This is a genomic window from Actinomadura darangshiensis (assembly GCF_004349235.1).
In the GTDB taxonomy this organism is placed as follows: Bacteria; Actinomycetota; Actinomycetes; order Streptosporangiales; family Streptosporangiaceae; genus Spirillospora; species Spirillospora darangshiensis.
This window is the reverse complement of the sequence record NZ_SMKY01000087.1, coordinates 13,745-31,484: the sequence shown is the minus strand read 5'-3', so window position 1 is coordinate 31,484 and position 17,740 is coordinate 13,745. Positions and strand designations below refer to the sequence as shown.

The window sequence follows — 17,740 nt, the reverse complement described above, 5'->3', positions numbered from 1 at the left end:
CCCGCGGCCTTCCCGCCGTCGAGAAGACCCTCCGCATGATGACCCGCTACGGCACCGGCTTCGAGGCCCGCGTCCACAACATCGCCGCGAACGGACCGGTCGTCCTCACCGAACGCACCGACGTCCTGGAACGCGGCTCATGGCGCGCCGAGTTCTGGGTCTGCGGCACCTTCAAGGTCGAGGACGATCGCATCACCCTCTGGCGCGACTACTTCGACTGGACGACCTTCCTGACGGCCTCCACCAAGGGCCTCCTGACCGCGGCCCTCACGTCCGCCCGCTCGCGGTCACGGCGCTGACTCGTCGAACGGCCGCGGTGTCGATCATCACTTGGGTTTCAGGCAGGACTGAAAGGGGGCTGACTCCCGGCTCGGCCGCGAAGGACCATCGGTCCCGTAAGACGCGGCTCCGACCGGGGCCGTGACGTGACCCCGCAGAGAGGAAGCTCCCATGTTCGCCAACCTGCGTATGCTGGCCGTCACCGGCGCGATGACGGCCATCACGGTCACCCCGCTGCTGTCCATGGCCTCCGCCCAGGCGGCAACCGCTCCCACCCCGCCCCCGCGCGGCGACGCCCAGGCCACCACCGATGCCGCGCCCGTCAGCCAGTCGGTCGGCCGCGCCCTCGACCTCAAGTCGCGCAAGTGCGTCAGCACGACCGGGTCCACCGCCTGCTTCGAGACCTACGGCGACAAGTTCTACGTCAAGGACACCAAGAAGGACGGCTACTCGGCCGTCGCCGTCTGGGCGACCAGCTACGGCCGCAAGGGCGTGTGCCGCAACTCTCTCGGCTCCGGCAAGTGGGGCGTGTGCAACTACAACATGAAGGAAGGCAAGGGGATCGCCTGGCTGGCGGAGCGCTACAACGGGAACACGGGCAAGTTCATCGGCCCCAAGTCCAAGACGGCGACCGCCACCATCTGAACGGGCACCATCTGAACGGGCCATGACAGGCCGGTGAGACAGGGGCACCCCGCCGTCACAGGCGGAGTGCCCCTGTTCGCGTGCCTACCTCGGCCGGCCCCGGCCGGCGGGGGCATGGATCAGTGCGGCACCGGCCGGCCGGAGGGAATGGACGACGTGGCCGCCGCGGCGGACGGTCGTGATGAGGCCCGCGTCCCGCAGTACGCCGGTGTGCTGGCTCGCCGAGGCGAGCGAGATGCCGGTGCGCCGGGCGAGTTCGGTGGTGGTGCAGCCGCCGCCCGCGGCCACCGTGGTCAGGACCGCGGTGCGCGTGCGGCCGAGCAGAGCGGCCAGCGGACGTCCGGGGTCCCGCGGCGAGCGCGGTGCCGTCCAGGCCAGGTCGTGCTCGATGGGGTAGGCGATGACCGGGGGGAGTACGGGGTCGTGAAAGGTGAAGGGCCGTCCCCAGCAGAAGAAGGACGGAAGCAGGCGCACCCCGCGTCCGTCCAGGTGGATGTGGTGGTCCCTGCTGTACGGCAGCTCCAGGACTGGCGGGTTCCACCGTGCCCCGGGGTGCAGACCGGTCAGGACCGCCTCGATCCCCGAGTGCAGGAAGGTCTTGCCCCGGGTGGTCAGGTCGGCGTGGACGTCGGTCCGGATGCGGTCCCAGAACGGGGCGAGAGCGTGCGCGTGATAGTCGCGCAGGGCTCGCCCGAGCTGGTGCAGCGCCCCCTTGGAACCGTCCGCCAGTTCGGCGACGGGACCGCGGAGCGGCTGCTGTGCCGCCAGCGTTGTCAGGTCGTGGCGGAGGCGCCGGCGCGGCGTCGCCAGCACCAGGTCCAGGCCCGTGCCGAGGTCGCCCGCCTGCCTCGCGGGGGTCAGGAAGTCCGGGGAGTAGCCGACCGGTGGCGCCAGAAGCGGCAGCCAGCGCGCCGACATGGGCAGCCCCGTCCGGTCCACGGTGCGGACGCGCCGCCGCCAGCCGTCGAACACGACCCGCCCTTCGTTGTCGGTGAGCTTGTGCAGGCTGAGCAGCATCTCCCACATCGGCTCCGGACCGGTGGCCAGCCGCGTCCGGCCCAGATCTTCCGCCGTGAAGTGAATATGCAGCATGGAGCAGACCCTTCCCCCGTTGGGCGCACTGCCATAAACGCTCCAAGAATTGGACACCCGACAGCAGAAGTTCAAGCAAAACCCAGAAACTGACCGGATACGGACAACGACGTAGCTGATCATGTAAACTCCGACGTCACCGAAAGACATAAAGGTGGGCAGACCACGGCAGAGGAGATTCTGAAAACCGTCGAAAACCATCGCCGAAAAGAAGAACATCGAGGCCCACCTAGAAGCCTGAAATGGTCGAAGGACTCCGCCGTGTCGCGAGTGAGGTGATGTGCGCCCAGCTCAGGTACCTGCTTGAACTTGGGAAACTGCCCCATGTGTCGGTACGGCTGATCTTGAAGTCGGCAGGCGCGCACCTGGGACTTGACGGCCCGTTCCGTCTCATCACGGTGAAGGGCCGTCAGGTCGCCTACGCCGGTGCTCGGCGGGGCGGGCGACTGATCGAGGACGCAGCGGAGGTACAGGAACTCGCCGTCGTAGATTACGAGCGAATCGGGTTCAAGGCCCTATCTGAGGACGCTTCCCGGGCACGTGTCGCGGAGTTGGTGGAGGTGGCGAGTGGAGACCAGTTGGCGCAAGAGCTCCCGAAGCGGGGCGATCAACGATGAGGCGTGCATCGAAGTGGCCGGAGTGATCAGTGGTCTCGCCATCCGGGATTCCAAGGATCCGGGCGGCTGGCCGTGACCGGTGATCAGTTCGGACGCCTGCTCCAGCGGATCAAGGCAGGCGCATTCGACCGGCCCTAGCGAGTCGAACCGGCTCCGAGGCGGGGCTTTTGGCGGCTTGTCTCGGTGTCGGACCCTCGGTGTCGGACCCTCGGTGTCAGTACTGGTTCAGTTCGTAGTCCTGGTCGAGTGCTGTGTCGATCTGCTCCGCGGACTGCTCCTTGAGGTCGAGGTGGTCCTTGGCGATCTGCCCGAGTGTGGGCAGGCTCTTGCGGTCCGGCCAGGTCTCGGGGTTCCACAGCGAAGAGCGCAGGAACGCCTTTCCGCAGTGCATGTACAACTCCTCGACGTCGACGAGGATCGCGAGCCGGGGCTTCTTGCCGCGGACCATCAGGTCGTCGAAGAACGGGGCGTCCGACACGAGCGTCGCGCGGCCGTTCACCCGCAGCGTCTCGTTCATCCCCGGTACGAGGAACAGCATCCCGACGTGCGGGTTGTGCAGCACGTTGCGGAAACTGTCGACCCGGTGGTTGCCGGGCCGGTCGGCGAGCACGAGCCGGTGGTCGCTCAGGACGAGGACCGACCCGGCCGGGTCCCCGCGGGGCGAGACGTCGTAGGTCCCCTCGGGGGTGGACGTCGCCAGAAGGACGAGCGGCGAGTGCGCGATGATCGTGCGGGCGTGCTCGTCGATCCGGCCGATGTCCTTGTCCCAGATGGGCTGGGGCGGTTCTTGGACGATCTCCCGAAGCTCGGTCTCGGTACGGACCGCGCGGATCTCAGAAGGGGGCATCGCCCAAATATAAGGGTCACCTAACTTCCGGGAGGGGCCGGGGACTTAGGGTTGGGTGATGCTGCTGGTGTCCCGCCCCGGTGCCTCGCCGTGACCAGGGAGGTCCGTACGCTGCCGGCCCTTGCCGCCGGGCCGGTCGAGATGCCGTTCGCGATCGCGAGCTGGAGTGAGGACTTCGCCCGCGACACCACGTGGAACGAGCACTCCCACCCGTTCCATGAGCTGCTCTGGAACGAGCGGGGCGTGTCCACGGCCGTGGTCGGGGCGCGGGTCTGGACGATCACTCCGGCGCTGGGCCTGTGGATGTCCGCGGGCACGCTGCACTCCGGCTCGGCGATCGCCGGGACCCGGTGCCGGGCCGGTTTCATCGGCTTCGACGCCGTGTCCTCGATCTCTCCGGTGCCCGTCGGAGTCGAGATCACCCCGCTGCTCCGGCTGCTGCTGGCGCGGCTGGCCGACGCGCGGCTGCCCGCCGGGTCGCGGGCGGTGACCGAGGCGATGGTGCTCGACGTGCTCGCTCCGTCCCCGCACGAACTGCTGCTGCACATGCCCACGTCGGGCCTACTGCGGCCGATCGCCGACGCCGTCCGGGACGATCCGGGCGACCAGCGGACGCTGTCGGACTGGGCCCGCGAGCTGGGTGTGAGCGCCCGCACGATCACCCGTGCGTTCACCGCGGAGACGGGCACCAGCTTCGCGCGGTGGGTCGCGGCGGTGCGCGCCCAGCACGCGGTCGCGCTGCTCGGCCGGGGGTGGGAGACCGACGCCGTGGCCGAGGAGGTCGGCTACCGGTCGGTGAGCGCGTTCGGTGTGGCCTTCCGGCGCGTGACCGGGCTGACCCCCGGCACCTTCCGGACGGGTTGAGGCGCCGGAGACCGCCTTGCCGTGCGCGGGCCGGCGGCCTGCCCATGTCCCGATCTCGACAACCGCTGTCTCAAAGGCTTGATTGCGACATCACGGGTGATCCTCGTACAGTTCCGGCTAAGGCAAGCCTTACCTAACCTTGACCTGATCGCGTGCTGCACGGTGCGCCCGCCCGGCGGACACGGACCCCGTGATCCGGACGCGCGAGGGCGACCCGCCGGCGGAATCCTGACAGTGGAGTACCGAGTGAAACGTCCACCCAGCCTTCGCATCCTTGCCGTGCTGGCCGTCCTGCTGGCCGGCATCGCCGCCTGCGGCGGTTCGCCGGACGAGAAGGAGGCGGCCGCGAGCGGCGGGTCCAGCGCCTTCCCCATGACGATCAAGCATGCGCTGGGGACGACCACCATCGAGGCCAAGCCGAAGCGGGTGGCCACGGTCAACTGGGCCAACCACGAGGTGCCGCTGGCCCTCGGGGTCGTCCCGGTCGGCATGGCCGCCGCGAACTTCGGCGACGACGACGGCGACGGGGTCCTGCCCTGGGTGGACGAGCGCCTGAAGCAGCTCGGCGCCAAGACGCCCGTCCTGTTCGACGAGAACGACGGCATCGACTTCGAGGCCGTCGCCGACACCAGGCCGGACGTGATCCTGGCCGCCTACTCGGGCCTGACCAAGCAGGACTACGAGACCCTCAGCGAGATCGCCCCCGTGGTGGCCTACCCGGACGCCGCCTGGGCGACCCCGTGGCGCGAGATCATCCGGATGAACGGCAAGGCCCTCGGCCTGGCCGCCGAGGGAGAGAAGCTCATCGGCCGCATCGAAGGCGACATCAAGCGGGTCGTCGCGAAGTACCCGCAGCTCAAAGGCAAGTCGGCGATGTTCATGACGCATGTCGACCCCGGCGACGTAAGCCAGATCGGCTTCTACACCACGCACGACACCCGCACGCTCTTCTTCCAGGACCTCGGGCTGACGATCCCGAACAGCATCGCCGGGCTGTCCAGGGGCACCGACAAGTTCGCCCTGACGCGCAGTGCCGAGCAGATCGACGTGTTCGACGACGTCGACATCATCACCGGGTACGGCGACGAGAAGGGGCACTTGCTCGACAAGGTCCGCAAGGACAAGCTGCTGTCGAAGATCCCCGCCGTCGAGCGCGGATCGGTGTACCTGCTGCCCGACAGCAAGCCGCTGGGCACCGCCGCGAACCCGACGCCGCTGTCGATCTCGTGGGTGCTGGAGGACTACGTCAAGGCGCTCGCCGCGGCCGCGGACAAGGTCACGTGACGACGCTCGACATCGGCCGCGGGCGGGACGCCGTGCCCGTGCGGCATCCTGCGCGCGGCCGGATCCTGTGGCTGCTCGCCACGATCGCGGTTCTGGCCGCGCTCATGGCGGCCTCCGTCACCTTCGGCAGCCGCACCGTCGCCTGGTCCGACATCTGGGCGGGCCTGGGCGGCGCCGACGACACCCTCGGACAGGCGGCGGTCGCCCAGCGCGTCCCCCGCACCCTGCTCGCCATGCTCATCGGCGCCGCCCTCGGCGTCTCCGGCACCGTCATGCAGGGCGTGACCCGCAACCCGCTCGCCGATCCCGGGATCCTCGGCGTCAACATGGGCGCCTCGCTGGCGGTCGTCACCGCCGTCGCCTTCTTCGGCCTCGCCTCGCCGACCGGGTACATCTGGGTCGCGATGGCGGGGGCCGCGGTCTCGGCCCTGTTCGTCTACACCGTCGGCTCCCTGGGACGCGACGGAGCGACGCCGCTCAAGCTCACGCTCGCCGGCGCCGCCACCTCGGCCGCCTCCGCCTCCCTGGTCAGCGCCGTCGTCCTGCCCCGCAACGACATCGCCGGAGGGTTCCGGCTCTGGCAGGTCGGCGGGGTCGGCGGCGCGTCCTACGAGCGCATCGGGCAGGTGCTGCCGTTCCTCACCGCCGGCCTCCTCGTGTGCCTGCTGTGCGCCCGGGCCCTGAACTCGCTCGCACTGGGCGACGACCTCGCGGCCGGGCTCGGTGAACGCGTCGCCCTCGTCCGCGCCGCGGCCTCGCTCGGGGCCGTCGTGCTGTGCGGTTCGGCGACCGCCGTCGCGGGGCCGATCGCCTTCGTCGGGCTCCTCGTCCCGCACGCGTGCCGGCTGCTCGCCGGCGTGGACCACCGCTGGCTGCTGCCGTTCACCGCCCTGGCCGGCGCGTCGCTGCTGACCGCCGGCGACGTCGTCGGCCGGGTGGTGGCCCGTCCCGAGGACATCGAGGTCGGCATCGTGACCGCGCTGATCGGCGCCCCGTTCTTCATCAACATCGTCCGCCGCCAGAAAGTGCGTGAGCTGTGACCGCCGCCGTGACCCGGCCGCCTGCCGCGACGATCGTCGCGCGCGGCCGCCGCCGGCGCGCCTCCCGGCGCCGCCTCGTCGTGCTGTCGCTGGCGGTACTCGTGGCCGCCGGATTCGCCGTGACGCTGATGGCCGGGCAGACGTTCTACCCGCCCGGCGACGTGCTCCGCGTGGTCCTCGGCGAACAGGTCCCGGGAGCGTCCTTCACGGTCGGACGGCTCCGCCTCCCGCGCGCCGTCCTCGCCGTCACCGCGGGGTTCAGCTTCGGCCTGGCCGGCGTCACCTTCCAGACGATGCTCCGCAACCCCCTGGCGAGCCCCGACATCATCGGCATCAGCTCCGGGGCGAGCGCCGCGGCGGCCATCGCGATCGTGTCGCTGTCCCTCGGCGGGACCCAGGTGACGATCTTCGCGATCGCGGCCGCGGTCGCCGTCGCCCTGCTGATGTACGCCCTGGCGTTCCGCGACGGCGTCACCGGCACGCGGCTCATCCTGATCGGGATCGGGATGTCCGCGATGCTCGACAGCATCACCTCCTATGTGCTGTCCCGGGCCCCCGAATGGGACCTCCAGGAGGCCGTGCGCTGGCTGACCGGCAGCCTCAACGGCGCGACCTGGGAGCAGGTCCTGCCCGCGCTCGGCGCGCTCGCGGTCCTCGCCCCCGTCCTGCTGTCCCTGACGGGCGGCCTGTCGGCGATGCAGCTCGGCGACGACACCGCCGCCGCCCTCGGCGTCCGCATCGAACGCACCCGCGTCGCGCTCATGGTCGCCGCCGCCGGCCTGATCGCCTTCGCCACGGCCGCCGCCGGGCCGGTCGCGTTCGTGGCCTTCCTGTCCGGCCCCATCGCGGCCCGCCTCCTCGGCACCGGCGGCTCCCTGCTGGTGCCCGCCGGGCTCGTCGGCGCGCTCCTGGTCCTGGCCGGTGACTTCACCGGCCAGTTCGCCTTCGACACCCGCTACCCGGTCGGCATCGTCACCGGCGTCCTCGGCGCCCCCTACCTCATCTACCTGATCGTCCGCACCCATCGGGCCGGAGGCTCGCTGTGACCACGCCCCACACCCTCGTGGCCGAGAGCCTCACGCTCGCCTACGGCGACCGGCCCGTGATCGAGTCGCTCGACCTGGTCGTCCCGCCCGGCGAGATCACGGCCATCGTCGGCGCGAACGCCTGCGGGAAGTCGACGCTCCTGCGCTCCCTGTCCCGGCTGCTCGCGCCCCGCCGGGGCCGCGTCGTCCTGGACGGCCGGGAGGTGCACCGCATGCCCGCCAAGGAACTGGCCCGCACCCTCGGGCTGCTTCCCCAGTCGCCGGTCGCCCCCGAGGGCATCACCGTGCTCGACCTCGTCAGCCGCGGACGCCACCCCCACCAGGGGATCTTCTCCCGCTGGAACTCCGGGGACGACGCGGCGGTGGGCGCGGCCCTGGAGGCGACGCGGACCGCCGGCCTCGTCGACCGCGCCGTCGACGAACTGTCCGGAGGGCAGCGCCAGCGGGTCTGGATCGCCATGGCGCTGGCCCAGCAGACCGACCTCCTCCTCCTGGACGAGCCCACCACCTTCCTCGACGCCAGCCACCAGATCGACGTCCTCGACCTGCTGACCGACCTCAACCGCACCCGCGGCACCACGGTCGTGATGGTGCTGCACGACCTCAACCTCGCCGCCCGCTACGCCGACCACCTCATCGCCCTGGCCGGCGGCCGCCTCCACGATTGCGGCGCCCCGGCCGACGTCCTCACCGAGGAGAGCGTCCGCACCGTCTTCGACCTCGAAAGCCGCATCATCGAAGACCCCCTCACCGGACGCCCCCTCGTACTCCCCATCGGCCGCCACCACATCCAGCCCGTGCTCGACGCGGCCCAGCCGGACGGGACGCCCGACTTCACTCGCTGAGCGGGGGAGGGGGCTCCGTGCGGGAGAGCCAGGACGTGAGAAGCGTTTCGAGTGCCTCGGCCTCGGCGGGCGTCAGCCGGTCCAGCAGGTGGCGTTCGTTGCGCATGTGGTCGGTGAAAGCCCGGTCGATCAGCTCGCGCCCGGGTTCGGTGAGGGCGACGATCCGGCTGCGCTGGTCGTCGTCGGACCGGCGGCGGGTGACGAGCCCGGCCTTCTCCAGGCGATCGAGCCTCTTCGTCATGGCGCCAGTGGTGACCATGGTGTGCGCGGCGAGTTCGCCCGGCACCCGTTCGTAGGGTTCACCGGCACGGCGCAAGGCGCACAGGACGTCGAACTCTCCCTCGCTGAGGCCGTAGCGGCCGTACACGGCGCAGAGTTCCCTGGTGAGATGCCCGGCCAGGCGGTGCAGCCGGCCGATGACCCCCTGCGGGGAGACGTCGAGGTCGGGACGTTCGCGGCGCCAGTCGGCCTGGATGCGGGCCACGTGGTCCAGCGGCTGCTGCTCCTTCATGGCCTCATATTAGCTTCCTGGGAAGTTATATTGCTTCCATGGAAGCTACTTTCCGGTGGGCGGCGCTGACCGCGGTCGCACCCGTGGCCTGGGGAGCCAACTACTACGTCACCCACGAGTTCCTCCCTCCGGACCGCCCGCTGTATGGGGCCGCCCTGCGGGCGCTGCCCGCCGGCCTCGTCCTGCTGGCTTTGTGCAGGCAGCGGCCGCACGGGGCGTGGTGGTGGCGATCCTGCGTCCTCGGCCTGCTCAACGTGAGCGTGTTCTTCGTCCTCGTCTACGCCGCTTCCCAACTGCTTCCCACGAGCGTCGCCTCGACCATCATGGCGACGTCCCCGCTGACGATGATGCTCATCGCCTGGCCCTTGGTGTCCGAACGTCCCCGGACCGCCCACCTCGCCGGCGCCGCGATCGGCCTCGCCGGGGTATGCCTCATGCTGCTCACAGGCACTGGGGCAGTGAGCGCACTCGGAATCCTCGCCTCGGCCGCCGCCATGCTGATGTCGTCCCTCGGCTACATCCTCACCAAGCGGTGGAGTTCGGATGCCGACGTGCTCGCCACGACCACCTGGCAACTCGTAGCCGGAGGCATCTTCCTGGTGCCCGTCGCCGCAGCCGTCGAGGGCACTCCGCCCGCGCTCTCCACGCCGACGATTCTCGCGTTCGGCTACGTCAGCCTGATCGCCACCGCACTGGCCTTCGTCGCCTGGTTCACCGGACTGAAACACCTGCCCGCAGGGACCGTCGGCTTGGTAGGACTCCTCAACCCCGCCACAGGCGTGCTGCTCGGCACCGCGATCGCCGGTGAAGTACTGACCGTCCAGCAGTCATGCGGCCTACTACTGGTCCTGACCGGCGTGACCCTCGCCCGCCCCACCGCCCACGCGCGCGGACGCCCGCTCCGAGCGCCGACGCCACCATCGGCTCGTCCTAGACTCCGCGGATGACCAGCGAGCTTCTCGGTTTCACTGTCCTCGGCTCTGCGACGCCGTACCCGAGCGTGGACAACCCCTGTTCCGGCTACCTGGTGTCCGGCGCCGGCACCCGGATGTGGGTGGACGCGGGCACCGGGACGCTGGCCCAGCTGCAACGACACGTCCGCCTAGAGGATCTGGACGCGATCTGGATCTCGCACCTGCACGCCGACCACAGCGCGGACCTCCTCACCGCCTACTACGCCGCCCTCTACGCCGACATCCGGCTCGCCGCGCCGATCCCTCTGTACGGCCCTCCGGGCATCGCCGACCGGCTGGCGGACTTCCTGACCAACACGTCCACCCGCAGCCCGGTCGAATCCGCCTTCGCCGTCGAGGAACTGCACGACGGGCACCAGGCGAAGGCAGGCGCACTCACCCTGACCGGCCGCGCGGTGTCGCACGGCATGCCGGCCTTCGCCCTGCGCGTCGAGACCGAAGGCCGGTCACTCGTCTACTCCGGGGACACGGCCCCTTGCCCCGCCCTGACGGACCTGTCCGAGGGATGCGACGTGCTCCTGTGCGAGGCCGACAGCGACCAGGCTTCGCCCGGCGAACAGGTCCACCACACGCCGGAAGACGCCGCAGACACCGCCCGCGCAGCCCAGGCCGGACGGCTGATCGTCACACACGTCGGCCGCTCCCTCACCCCGCAGGACGCAGTGGCCCGTGCCTCGACCCGCTTCGACGGCCCCACCGACTACGCGGCCCCCGGCACGACCTTCCAGGTCAAGGCCGCACATACCGCCGGAACGTGATTCCCGAGGCCAAGGACCGCTGCTCGACCAGGCGCAGCCGCAGGTTCGTCCCCACGGGCAGGTACGGCTTGCCGCCCCCGATGATCACGGGGAGCGAGTACACCCAGAACTCGTCGATCAGGTCCAGCAGGGAGACGGCCAACTCGGGGCCGCCGAGCTGGAGGGTGCCGTCGATCTCCCGCTTGAGGCGCGTCACCGTGGAAACGGCGTCCTCGCGCCGGACGAGGGTGACCCCCTCGGGGACGGTCTGAAGGGTGTCGGAGAAGACGTACCGCGGCGTCTCCTTGTAGAGCCGGGCGAACTCCCGCTCGAGGGCCGGGGCGCCTTCGTTGCCGAGGTCCTGCGTCCAGGGCTTCTCCATCGCCTCGTACAGCCGCCGCCCGAACAGGAACGCCGAGATCCGGCGGACGTGGTCGTTCGCCGCCTCCTGAAAGTCCTCGGCCGGATCCGCGAAGTCCATGCCACCGCCCGCATCCGCGATGTAGCCGTCGACCGAGGCGTTCATCCAGTAAATGACCTTGCCCACGAAACTCCTCCTTGGTTGGGGCGGTCCTTAAAGAGGAGACCCGACGAAGCACCGGAACTCATCGCAGGCGGGGCGGCCAGTGTCGTCAAACACCGTCGGCCGGGACCAGCAGGCCGAAGAGACGCACCGCGACCCTTCCATCGGGCAGCGGCGGCGGACTGGCGGCGACCACGGCCTCCCCGCCCGGCCATGCCTCGCCGTCCAGGAGCACCTCGTTCGCCAGGTCCGACAGCTCCGACCCCGCGTTCAGCGCATTGTTGATCGCGTTGAACTCGCTGCTGCGCAACGCGATCCGGTCGATCTCACCGCCAAGGCTCGACACCGGCCCCGGTCAGCCGCTCCCACACCTCGCCATCGTCCGACGGCTCCGCCCCCGCGCAGAACGCGGCGACCCCCACCTCAACGGCCCCGTCAAACCCCGTTGCTCCGGTCACCGCGAAACCCTACCGGTGACGGACTCCTCGTGGCCGCACGGTTTCGGGGGCCGCCCGCGCTGGTCGGGTCGGAAATGACGTCACCGCTGAACGCAACGGAGTGGGGCAGGGCGCCGTCGTTAGGCTCAGCGCAGGACGATGCGGTTCGGCACCCCGCTGATTCTGCCTTCTTCATCCAGTTTCGAAAGATCTTCCGCGAAGGCTCGGGCGATGTCGGAGCCGCGGCGGTTCCAGCCGAAGAAGCGGGCCGCATGGGTGGTCAGGTCGACCTCGGATATGCCGGGGGATTCGGCGATGATCTCCAGCAGGGCCGTCCGCCGTTCCGCGGGAGGTATCTCGGTGACCTTGCGGGCCACTCCGTCCCCGGGCTCGCGCGGGATGACCGGCCGTCCTCGCAGGGTGATGGTGTCGCCGTCCTGCTCGACGTTGGGATCAGCCCTGAGCAGGTCGCTGAGCGCCCTGTCGAGGTTTGCGCGGATCCGCGGGCCGATCCGTTCGATGCCCCAGACCGGTGCCGCCCTCCGGTAGAGGAGGTCGCGTTGGATCGGCGCCTCGGTTTCGAGAGTCTCGCGGAACAGCCGTTGAAGCAGCCCACGTGACTCGGGCAGGTGCATCTCGTAGTGGTAGGTGCGGCCTTCGAGATGAGCCCGGCGGTAGCGCGCGGCCCAGCCTCGTTCCTGCCCGTCGTCGGCGGATTCCATGGTCACCCGAGGCGGCTCCGCTGCTTGGGGCGGTGCAGGGACGACCACGGTCGGGCCATGGTCGTCTTCGGGTTCGGGCTCCTCCGCCACCACGGCGACGGCCGATTCGACGGCTTCGCGCAGCCGGGTCTCCGCTTCGGGACGATTGCGGTACCAGTCGGTGCCCCAGATGCGGTACAGCGTCCAGCCGAGGCCGCGCAGCACCTCTTCCCGCAGGCGGTCGCGGTCCCTCGCGGCCCTGGACGAGTGGTACATGGCGCCGTCGCATTCGATGCCCAGCGCGTACCGGCCCGGCAGGGCGGGATGGCGTACAGCCATGTCGATCCGGTAGCCGCCCACGCCGACCTGCGGCTGGACGTCGTAGCCCCAGTCCGTCAGGACGTCCAGCACGGACTCCTCGAACGGGCTCTCGGGCGCCGCGTCGTCGGCGAGCGGCGCATGCTCCAGGACGGCGGGCCCGTGCTCGGCATAGTCGAGGTACCGCTTGAAATGGTCGCGGCTCCTGTTGGTGCCTTCCCGGATGTCGGAGCCGGAGATGGACGAGACGACCTCGACGCGGTGCCGGGCGCGGGTCACGGCGACGTTGAGGCGCCGCCAGCCGTTTTCCCGGTTGAGCGGGCCGAACGCCATGGTGAGCCGGCCGTCGGGGCTGGGGCCGTACCCGACGGAGATGATGACGACGTCCCGTTCGTCGCCCTGCACGGTCTCCAGGTTCTTGACGAAGAACCCGTTGAGCCGGTCCTCGGCGAAGAACGGTTCGAGGTCGGGGTGATCGGCGCGGGCCCGTTCGACCGCGTCCTCGATGGCGTGCGCCTGAGCGTCCGACATCGCGACGACGCCGAGGCTCAGGTTCGGCCGCGTCCGGTAGTGGTGCAGGACGCGCTCGGCGACGGCGTTCGCCTCGATCGGGTTGCGCCGGCTGCGGCCGCGCTCGTAGACGCCGGGCACCTTGGTGAACGTGACGCCGACGTCCTCCCCGGATTCGAACGCCCCGGGGAAGGTCACGAGGCCGTCGCCGTAGAACCGGCGGTTGCTGAACGCGATGAGCCCTTCGTGGCGGCTGCGGTAGTGCCAGGACAGCGGCAGGCTGCGGACGAGTCCGCTGCCCTTGCACATGTCGAGGAGCGAGTCGAAGGAGTCGGGGACGTCCTCGTCGTACTCGTCGTCGTCCGAGTCGTCGGTCTGGGAGAAGAAGTCGGTGGGCGGCAGCTGCTTCTGGTCGCCCGCCACGATGAGCGAATCGCCGCGGTAGACGCAGTTGACGGCGTCCTGGGGGAGGACCTGGGACGCCTCGTCGAAGATGACGACGTCGAAGCGGTATCCGGGCGGCAGGAACTGGCTGACCGTGAGCGGGCTCATCATGAAGCAGGGCTTCACCAGCGGGACGACGTTGGAGGTCTCGCCGAGCAGCGTCCGCACGGGCATGTGCCTGCTCTTCTTCTCGGCCTCCCGCTGGATGGTCGCGGACTGCCCGACGTTGGGCCGGGGGCGCCGCGCGTTGCACGCATCGATCACTTGGGCGTGGGCGCCCGCGACCAGGGCCCGGTCAAGGTCGCGGAACCGCTCGACCAGCCTGTCCCGCTCGACCGCCCGGACGGGGGTGAGCCGGGAGTCGCCGGCCATGACCTGCTCGGCCCAGGCTTGCAGGACGGCCCGTTCGGCGGCCCGCGGGAACCGTGCGCCGTCCAGCCCCTTCCCGGCGGCCCGGACGATCAGCTTGTCGAGCCCGTACCGGCGCAGGACGGCGCGGGCGTCGCGGAAGGAGCGCCACTCGTCGGGGCCGGACCGGTCCGCGGCGAGCCGGCCGGTGAGCTCGCCGAACACCGCGGCGGTGCCGGTGAGCCGGGCGTGGAGGTCGGGCCGCCGCGCGGCGTCGAACAGCTGGACGAAGTCGGTGACCGCGGCGCGGAACGCCGTCCAAGCCGTGCGCAGTTCCTCGTCGGGACGCGCGGTGAGAAGCGCGCGGGCGGCCTCCTCGGGCATGGGCTCACCCGCTTCCCGGACCTCGGCGACCCAGTCGAGCGCCCCGGAGAGCGCAGCCGAGTCGGTATCCAGCCCGTCGTACAGCGCGCCGAGCACCTGCTCGTCCGGGCGGGACAGGAACGCATCGCGTTCGGCGCGCACCGCCTCCACCCGGGCGGCGATACCGCGCGCCTGACCGAGCGTGAGCGGTGCCGGGGCCGCGAGCACCGGTTGCACCGCGGCGATGAGGTCGGCGGCGGCTGCCAGCGGCCGCAGGTGGGCCGAGTACCAGGCGGCGGCGTCGGCGAGGGTTCCGGCGGCGAGCCGGGGGCGTCCACCCGGCCGCGGCGCCGGGACGAGCGTCCGCCGCCACCGGTCGAGGCGTTCGCGAGCGTCGTCGGCGGCGGCGCAGGCGCCCGCGTCGGGACGCCCGTCGGCACTGACCTGCTCGGCGAGACCGGCCGGAAGGTTCAGCCCTCCGGTGAGCCGACCGATCTCCTTGGCGCCCTCCAGCAGCTCCCGGACGAGCTGGAAGTCGGTGTGCTCGCCCTGCCAATAGCGCCCGAGCAACCGGCTGTGGGAGGCGGCCGCCTGCTGCAGGGCCATCGCCGCGTCGTACCAGGCCAGTGCCTGCGGCAGCCGTTCGCCGGCCTCCTTGGTCCATTCGCCCGACACGGTCAGCCCGGCGAGCACCCGCTTGTCGCCCCGGTGGCCGCCGGAGAGCTTCCCGATCCCGTGGGCGTCGCCGAACCGCCGGACGAGGCCGGGGAAATCGGGCGCGGTGAAGATGTTCTCGGTGAACACCTGGCCGGCCGCGGTCCTGGCCTGGGCGAGCGCGCCCACGCGGCCTTCGAGTTCGGCGGCGGCGCGGGCGGCCGCGTCCCAGCCGTCCCGCGTCAGCCAGGCCGCTTCGGGACGGTGCCGCCACCGTGCGAACTCGGTCAGCCTGCACAGGGCGCGAGCCTGGTCGGCGGTGTCCGGCGCAGGCAGCCCGTAGACGGCGGCGACGTCGCCCAGCGACGCCTGAACGCCGCGCAGCATCTCCGCCACGTCCTGGAAGTCGACGCCGAGTCCGCGCAACCACTCCTCGGTGAGGCCCGACAGGTCGAGTCCCTCCGTGGCGAGCCCGGCCAGCGCGGTCTCCTCGGAGGGCGGCACAGTGTCGATCCCGCCGGGCAGGCGGTCCCAGGAGGGCCCGATGTCACGGGCTGTAGCGGCGATCGTGCCCCGCAACGCGCCCAGCCGTCCGACGAACTCGCCCACCTCGCCCCGCAACGCCGGCAGGTCGGGGACGGTGAGCCACGCCTCCGGGACGTCCGGCCGCCCGGCCGTGGCATCGAGCAGGCCGAGCAGCCGCTCGGTGGCGCCGAATTCCGCGAGCCCCAGCGGCCCGGCGAGGCCGGAGTGCACGGCGAGGCGCCGCTGGAGCCCGTCGGCGCACTCCAGCACCAGTTGGAGCCGCGTCTGCGGCTGCCCGCTCCCGGTGAGCTCCCGCCATGCGAAGTCGGGCCCTTCGGCGACCGGCCGCCATGCGCCGCCCACCTTTTCCGCGGCGGCGCGGACGTCCTGGAGCCCTTCGGCGGTCAGGCCGTCCGGCAGGGCGGTCGGCAGCGCCGGGACGTCGGCCAGCGCGCTCAGCCGCCCGATCACGTCGTGGAGCGTCAGCCTGAGCGGCGGCCGGGTCTCGTTCATGGCCGCCGCGTACGCCGAGAGTTCCCGGCGGGCGCGCAGGAGGCGCTGCCGGTCCTCCTCCGCCCCGGCCTGGACGGCCTTGGGACGCTTCGAGAGAGCCTCGCCCAGCGTCTTCGCGACCTCCTTGCGGCTCGCGTGGTGGCTGTGCAGCGCGAGCACGAACGCGCCGAGCCCCACGTTGTCCAGGCGGTTGCGCACCACGTCCAGCGCGGCGGCCTTCTCGCTGACGAACAGGACGCTGCGGCCCTGGTGCATGAGCGCCGCGATCATGTTGGCGATGGTCTGGCTCTTACCGGTGCCGGGCGGGCCGTCCATGATGAACGACCGGCCGTCGAGCGCCGCCGCGACGCACTGGCGCTGCGACGAGTCGGCGTCCAGGACCAGCGGCGTCAGCTCGGGCGGCTGGAGTTCGTCGATCCTTTCGGCGTCGGCGGGCTCGAAGTACAGCGCGTCCTCGGGCAGGTGCGCGGCCGCGCCGAGCCCGATGGCCTGCACCAGGGGATGGGCCAGGATCTGGTCCTCGTGGTCGAGGAGGTCCCGGTACATCGCCTCCTTGTGGGAGCGGAACGTGGCGAGCACGACGTCCTCGCTGACCTCCCAGTCATGGTGTCCCGCGACGGCGGCCCGGACGGCGGACAGCGCGCCGGGGAGGTCCTTCATGCTGTCGGGATCGGGCCAGTCGAGGCCGAGCTGCCCCATCTTGACGGCCAGCGCCGGGTTGGGGACGGTGTCCTCGCTCTGCTCCGTGACCAGCCGGAACAGGCCGGGGCCGAGCCGGTCGAGCCGCACCGGGACGAGCAGCAGCGGCGCCAGGTTGAAGTCCTCCGCGCCGGGCTCGCGCCACTTGAGGAACGCCGCGCCGAGCTGGAGCGTCCACAGCCCGGTGTCGTTGAACATCTGGTTGGAGTCGCGGTAGAGCTTGCGGAGCGCGGCGTCGAGCGCGAGCCGGGTGTCCTTTTGTGTGACGATCCCGGTGGTGTCCGCCAGCGTGACCAGGCCCTCGTCCCCTGCATCGCCCTCGGGCAGGTCGGCGAACCGCAGGCCCGAGTCGAGGCCGCTGAGCAGCGGGCCCGCCTGCGGCGACCGGATGGCCAGCGTGGCCGTACGGGTGTGCCGGAAGTTGAGCAACCGGTTCCGCCCGGTCAGGTCTATGAGGTTGTCGCGCCACTTGCCCAGTACGTTCCGCAGCAGGGTGCGCGGCAGCTCGTCTGTCACTGAGTCCCCCATCGATCTACCCCCTCCCGCCAGGGCCCATCGGCGAAGTCTCAGCCAGGGACCGGAGCGATTCTGACACTTCACATCCTGTAAGAACGGGCCCATGTGGGGACGGTGAGACCGATGTGCACAGTGGGACGCCCGACTCACTTCACCGGTTGTCCGCTGACGGCCACGCGACCGTCGTGAACCTGATCGACCATCAGAATAAGTGTTTAACAAAGCGATAGCTGTAGGGTGAGGGCCCGCATCGCCCGGCCCGTTGAAGCAGGAGGTCCCGTGGAACAGGACGCCGACCTGCCCCGACTCTCCGGCGGCGGCCCGGTTGACCGGAGACCGTGTCCGAATACGGCCAGCGGTGTCAAGGTTCCAGGGAAGTGTCGCCGCCCGATGCCCACTGACCAGGTA

17 protein-coding genes are annotated in these 17,740 nt (G+C 70.9%); 11 read left to right on the top strand and 6 right to left on the bottom strand.

The genetic code is table 11. The features are described from left to right. Both E1293_RS20120 and E1293_RS20115 read left to right on the top strand, forming a co-directional pair. Nucleotides 1-299: limonene-1,2-epoxide hydrolase family protein (locus E1293_RS20120; protein WP_207938963.1), on the top strand; the 299-nt coding region annotated here is incomplete at its 5' end. Between the two features lie 151 nt (nt 300-450). Then, nucleotides 451-924 (top strand): hypothetical protein, encoded by a 474-nt coding sequence (locus E1293_RS20115; RefSeq protein ID WP_132198977.1) that lies wholly within the window; start codon nt 451-453, stop codon nt 922-924. Between the two features lie 84 nt (nt 925-1,008). On the opposite strand, the gene E1293_RS20110 is transcribed toward E1293_RS20115, so the two are convergent. Beyond that, nucleotides 1,009-2,016 carry an ArsR/SmtB family transcription factor gene (locus E1293_RS20110; RefSeq protein WP_132198976.1) on the bottom strand — a complete coding sequence of 336 codons (1,008 nt, stop codon included), beginning with the start codon at nt 2,014-2,016 and terminating at the stop codon, nt 1,009-1,011. A gap of 242 nt (nt 2,017-2,258) precedes the next feature. On the opposite strand from E1293_RS20110, the gene E1293_RS47575 reads away from it, so the two are divergent. Beyond that, nucleotides 2,259-2,633 carry a Scr1 family TA system antitoxin-like transcriptional regulator gene (locus E1293_RS47575; RefSeq protein WP_165978317.1) on the top strand — a complete coding sequence of 125 codons (375 nt, stop codon included), beginning with the start codon at nt 2,259-2,261 and terminating at the stop codon, nt 2,631-2,633. Then, the gene (locus E1293_RS20105) at nt 2,584-2,709 is read left to right on the top strand and encodes a DUF397 domain-containing protein (protein WP_132198975.1); all 126 of its coding nucleotides are present in this window, start codon (nt 2,584-2,586) and stop codon (nt 2,707-2,709) included. The genes E1293_RS47575 and E1293_RS20105 overlap by 50 nt, the downstream gene beginning before the upstream one ends. Before the next feature lie 138 nt (nt 2,710-2,847). On the opposite strand, the gene E1293_RS20100 is transcribed toward E1293_RS20105, so the two are convergent. Beyond that, nucleotides 2,848-3,480 (bottom strand): MSMEG_1061 family FMN-dependent PPOX-type flavoprotein, encoded by a 633-nt coding sequence (locus E1293_RS20100; protein WP_132198974.1) that lies wholly within the window; start codon nt 3,478-3,480, stop codon nt 2,848-2,850. A 90-nt stretch (nt 3,481-3,570) separates the two neighbouring features. Between E1293_RS20100 and E1293_RS20095 the strand changes: the two genes are divergently transcribed. The 5 genes from E1293_RS20095 to E1293_RS20075 all read left to right on the top strand — a co-directional run bounded on the left by E1293_RS20095 (nt 3,571) and on the right by E1293_RS20075 (nt 8,559). Then, entirely contained in the window at nt 3,571-4,344 is a 774-nt protein-coding gene (locus E1293_RS20095) for a helix-turn-helix domain-containing protein (protein WP_132198973.1), read from the top strand. A gap of 246 nt (nt 4,345-4,590) precedes the next feature. Then, complete coding sequence (locus E1293_RS20090; RefSeq protein ID WP_207938962.1) at nt 4,591-5,628, top strand: iron-siderophore ABC transporter substrate-binding protein; 1,038 nt, start codon at nt 4,591-4,593, stop codon at nt 5,626-5,628. Then, nucleotides 5,625-6,668, top strand: coding sequence for a FecCD family ABC transporter permease (locus E1293_RS20085; protein ID WP_132198972.1), 1,044 nt, complete (start codon nt 5,625-5,627; stop codon nt 6,666-6,668). The genes E1293_RS20090 and E1293_RS20085 overlap by 4 nt, the downstream gene beginning before the upstream one ends. After that, nucleotides 6,665-7,714: a FecCD family ABC transporter permease gene (locus tag E1293_RS20080; RefSeq protein ID WP_132198971.1), complete on the top strand. Its 1,050-nt coding sequence runs from the start codon at nt 6,665-6,667 to the stop codon at nt 7,712-7,714. Before E1293_RS20085 ends, E1293_RS20080 begins: the two co-directional genes overlap by 4 nt. Continuing rightward, on the top strand, nt 7,711-8,559 hold the full coding sequence (locus E1293_RS20075; protein WP_132198970.1) for an ABC transporter ATP-binding protein: 849 nt from the start codon (nt 7,711-7,713) through the stop codon (nt 8,557-8,559). Before E1293_RS20080 ends, E1293_RS20075 begins: the two co-directional genes overlap by 4 nt. On the opposite strand, the gene E1293_RS20070 is transcribed toward E1293_RS20075, so the two are convergent. Further along, nucleotides 8,549-9,070, bottom strand: coding sequence for a MarR family winged helix-turn-helix transcriptional regulator (locus E1293_RS20070; RefSeq protein ID WP_132198969.1), 522 nt, complete (start codon nt 9,068-9,070; stop codon nt 8,549-8,551). The two genes, E1293_RS20075 and E1293_RS20070, sit on opposite strands and share 11 nt — an antisense overlap. 38 nt (nt 9,071-9,108) lie before the next feature. Here E1293_RS20070 and E1293_RS20065 point away from each other — a divergent pair, with 38 nt between their 5' ends. Together E1293_RS20065 and E1293_RS20060 are read left to right on the top strand one after the other, a co-directional pair. Beyond that, nucleotides 9,109-10,017: a DMT family transporter gene (locus E1293_RS20065; RefSeq protein ID WP_132198968.1), complete on the top strand. Its 909-nt coding sequence runs from the start codon at nt 9,109-9,111 to the stop codon at nt 10,015-10,017. Continuing rightward, nucleotides 10,014-10,802, top strand: coding sequence for an MBL fold metallo-hydrolase (locus E1293_RS20060; protein ID WP_132198967.1), 789 nt, complete (start codon nt 10,014-10,016; stop codon nt 10,800-10,802). The genes E1293_RS20065 and E1293_RS20060 overlap by 4 nt, the downstream gene beginning before the upstream one ends. Here E1293_RS20060 and E1293_RS20055 read toward each other — a convergent pair. The 3 genes from E1293_RS20055 to E1293_RS20045 all read right to left on the bottom strand — a co-directional run bounded on the left by E1293_RS20055 (nt 10,774) and on the right by E1293_RS20045 (nt 17,332). Further along, nucleotides 10,774-11,328 (bottom strand): dihydrofolate reductase family protein, encoded by a 555-nt coding sequence (locus E1293_RS20055; protein ID WP_132198966.1) that lies wholly within the window; start codon nt 11,326-11,328, stop codon nt 10,774-10,776. The genes E1293_RS20060 and E1293_RS20055 overlap by 29 nt on opposite strands. 85 nt (nt 11,329-11,413) lie before the next feature. Beyond that, complete coding sequence (locus E1293_RS20050) at nt 11,414-11,650, bottom strand: DUF6348 family protein (RefSeq protein ID WP_132198965.1); 237 nt, start codon at nt 11,648-11,650, stop codon at nt 11,414-11,416. A 237-nt stretch (nt 11,651-11,887) separates the two neighbouring features. Beyond that, the gene (locus E1293_RS20045; protein WP_165978320.1) at nt 11,888-17,332 is read right to left on the bottom strand and encodes a DUF3320 domain-containing protein; all 5,445 of its coding nucleotides are present in this window, start codon (nt 17,330-17,332) and stop codon (nt 11,888-11,890) included. Nucleotides 17,333-17,740: the final 408 nt, after the last annotated feature.

What these genes read in the sequence shown, in the direction of transcription:
- E1293_RS20100 (WP_132198974.1), bottom strand. Translation starts at nt 3,480, where the DNA reads ATGCCCCCTTCTGAGATCCGCGCGGTCCGTACCGAGACCGAGCTTCGG.
- E1293_RS20115 (WP_132198977.1), top strand. Translation starts at nt 451, where the DNA reads ATGTTCGCCAACCTGCGTATGCTGGCCGTCACCGGCGCGATGACGGCC.
- E1293_RS20070 (WP_132198969.1), bottom strand. Translation starts at nt 9,070, where the DNA reads ATGAAGGAGCAGCAGCCGCTGGACCACGTGGCCCGCATCCAGGCCGAC.
- E1293_RS47575 (WP_165978317.1), top strand. Translation starts at nt 2,259, where the DNA reads ATGGTCGAAGGACTCCGCCGTGTCGCGAGTGAGGTGATGTGCGCCCAG.
- E1293_RS20060 (WP_132198967.1), top strand. Translation starts at nt 10,014, where the DNA reads ATGACCAGCGAGCTTCTCGGTTTCACTGTCCTCGGCTCTGCGACGCCG.
- E1293_RS20065 (WP_132198968.1), top strand. Translation starts at nt 9,109, where the DNA reads ATGGAAGCTACTTTCCGGTGGGCGGCGCTGACCGCGGTCGCACCCGTG.
- E1293_RS20110 (WP_132198976.1), bottom strand. Translation starts at nt 2,016, where the DNA reads ATGCTGCATATTCACTTCACGGCGGAAGATCTGGGCCGGACGCGGCTG.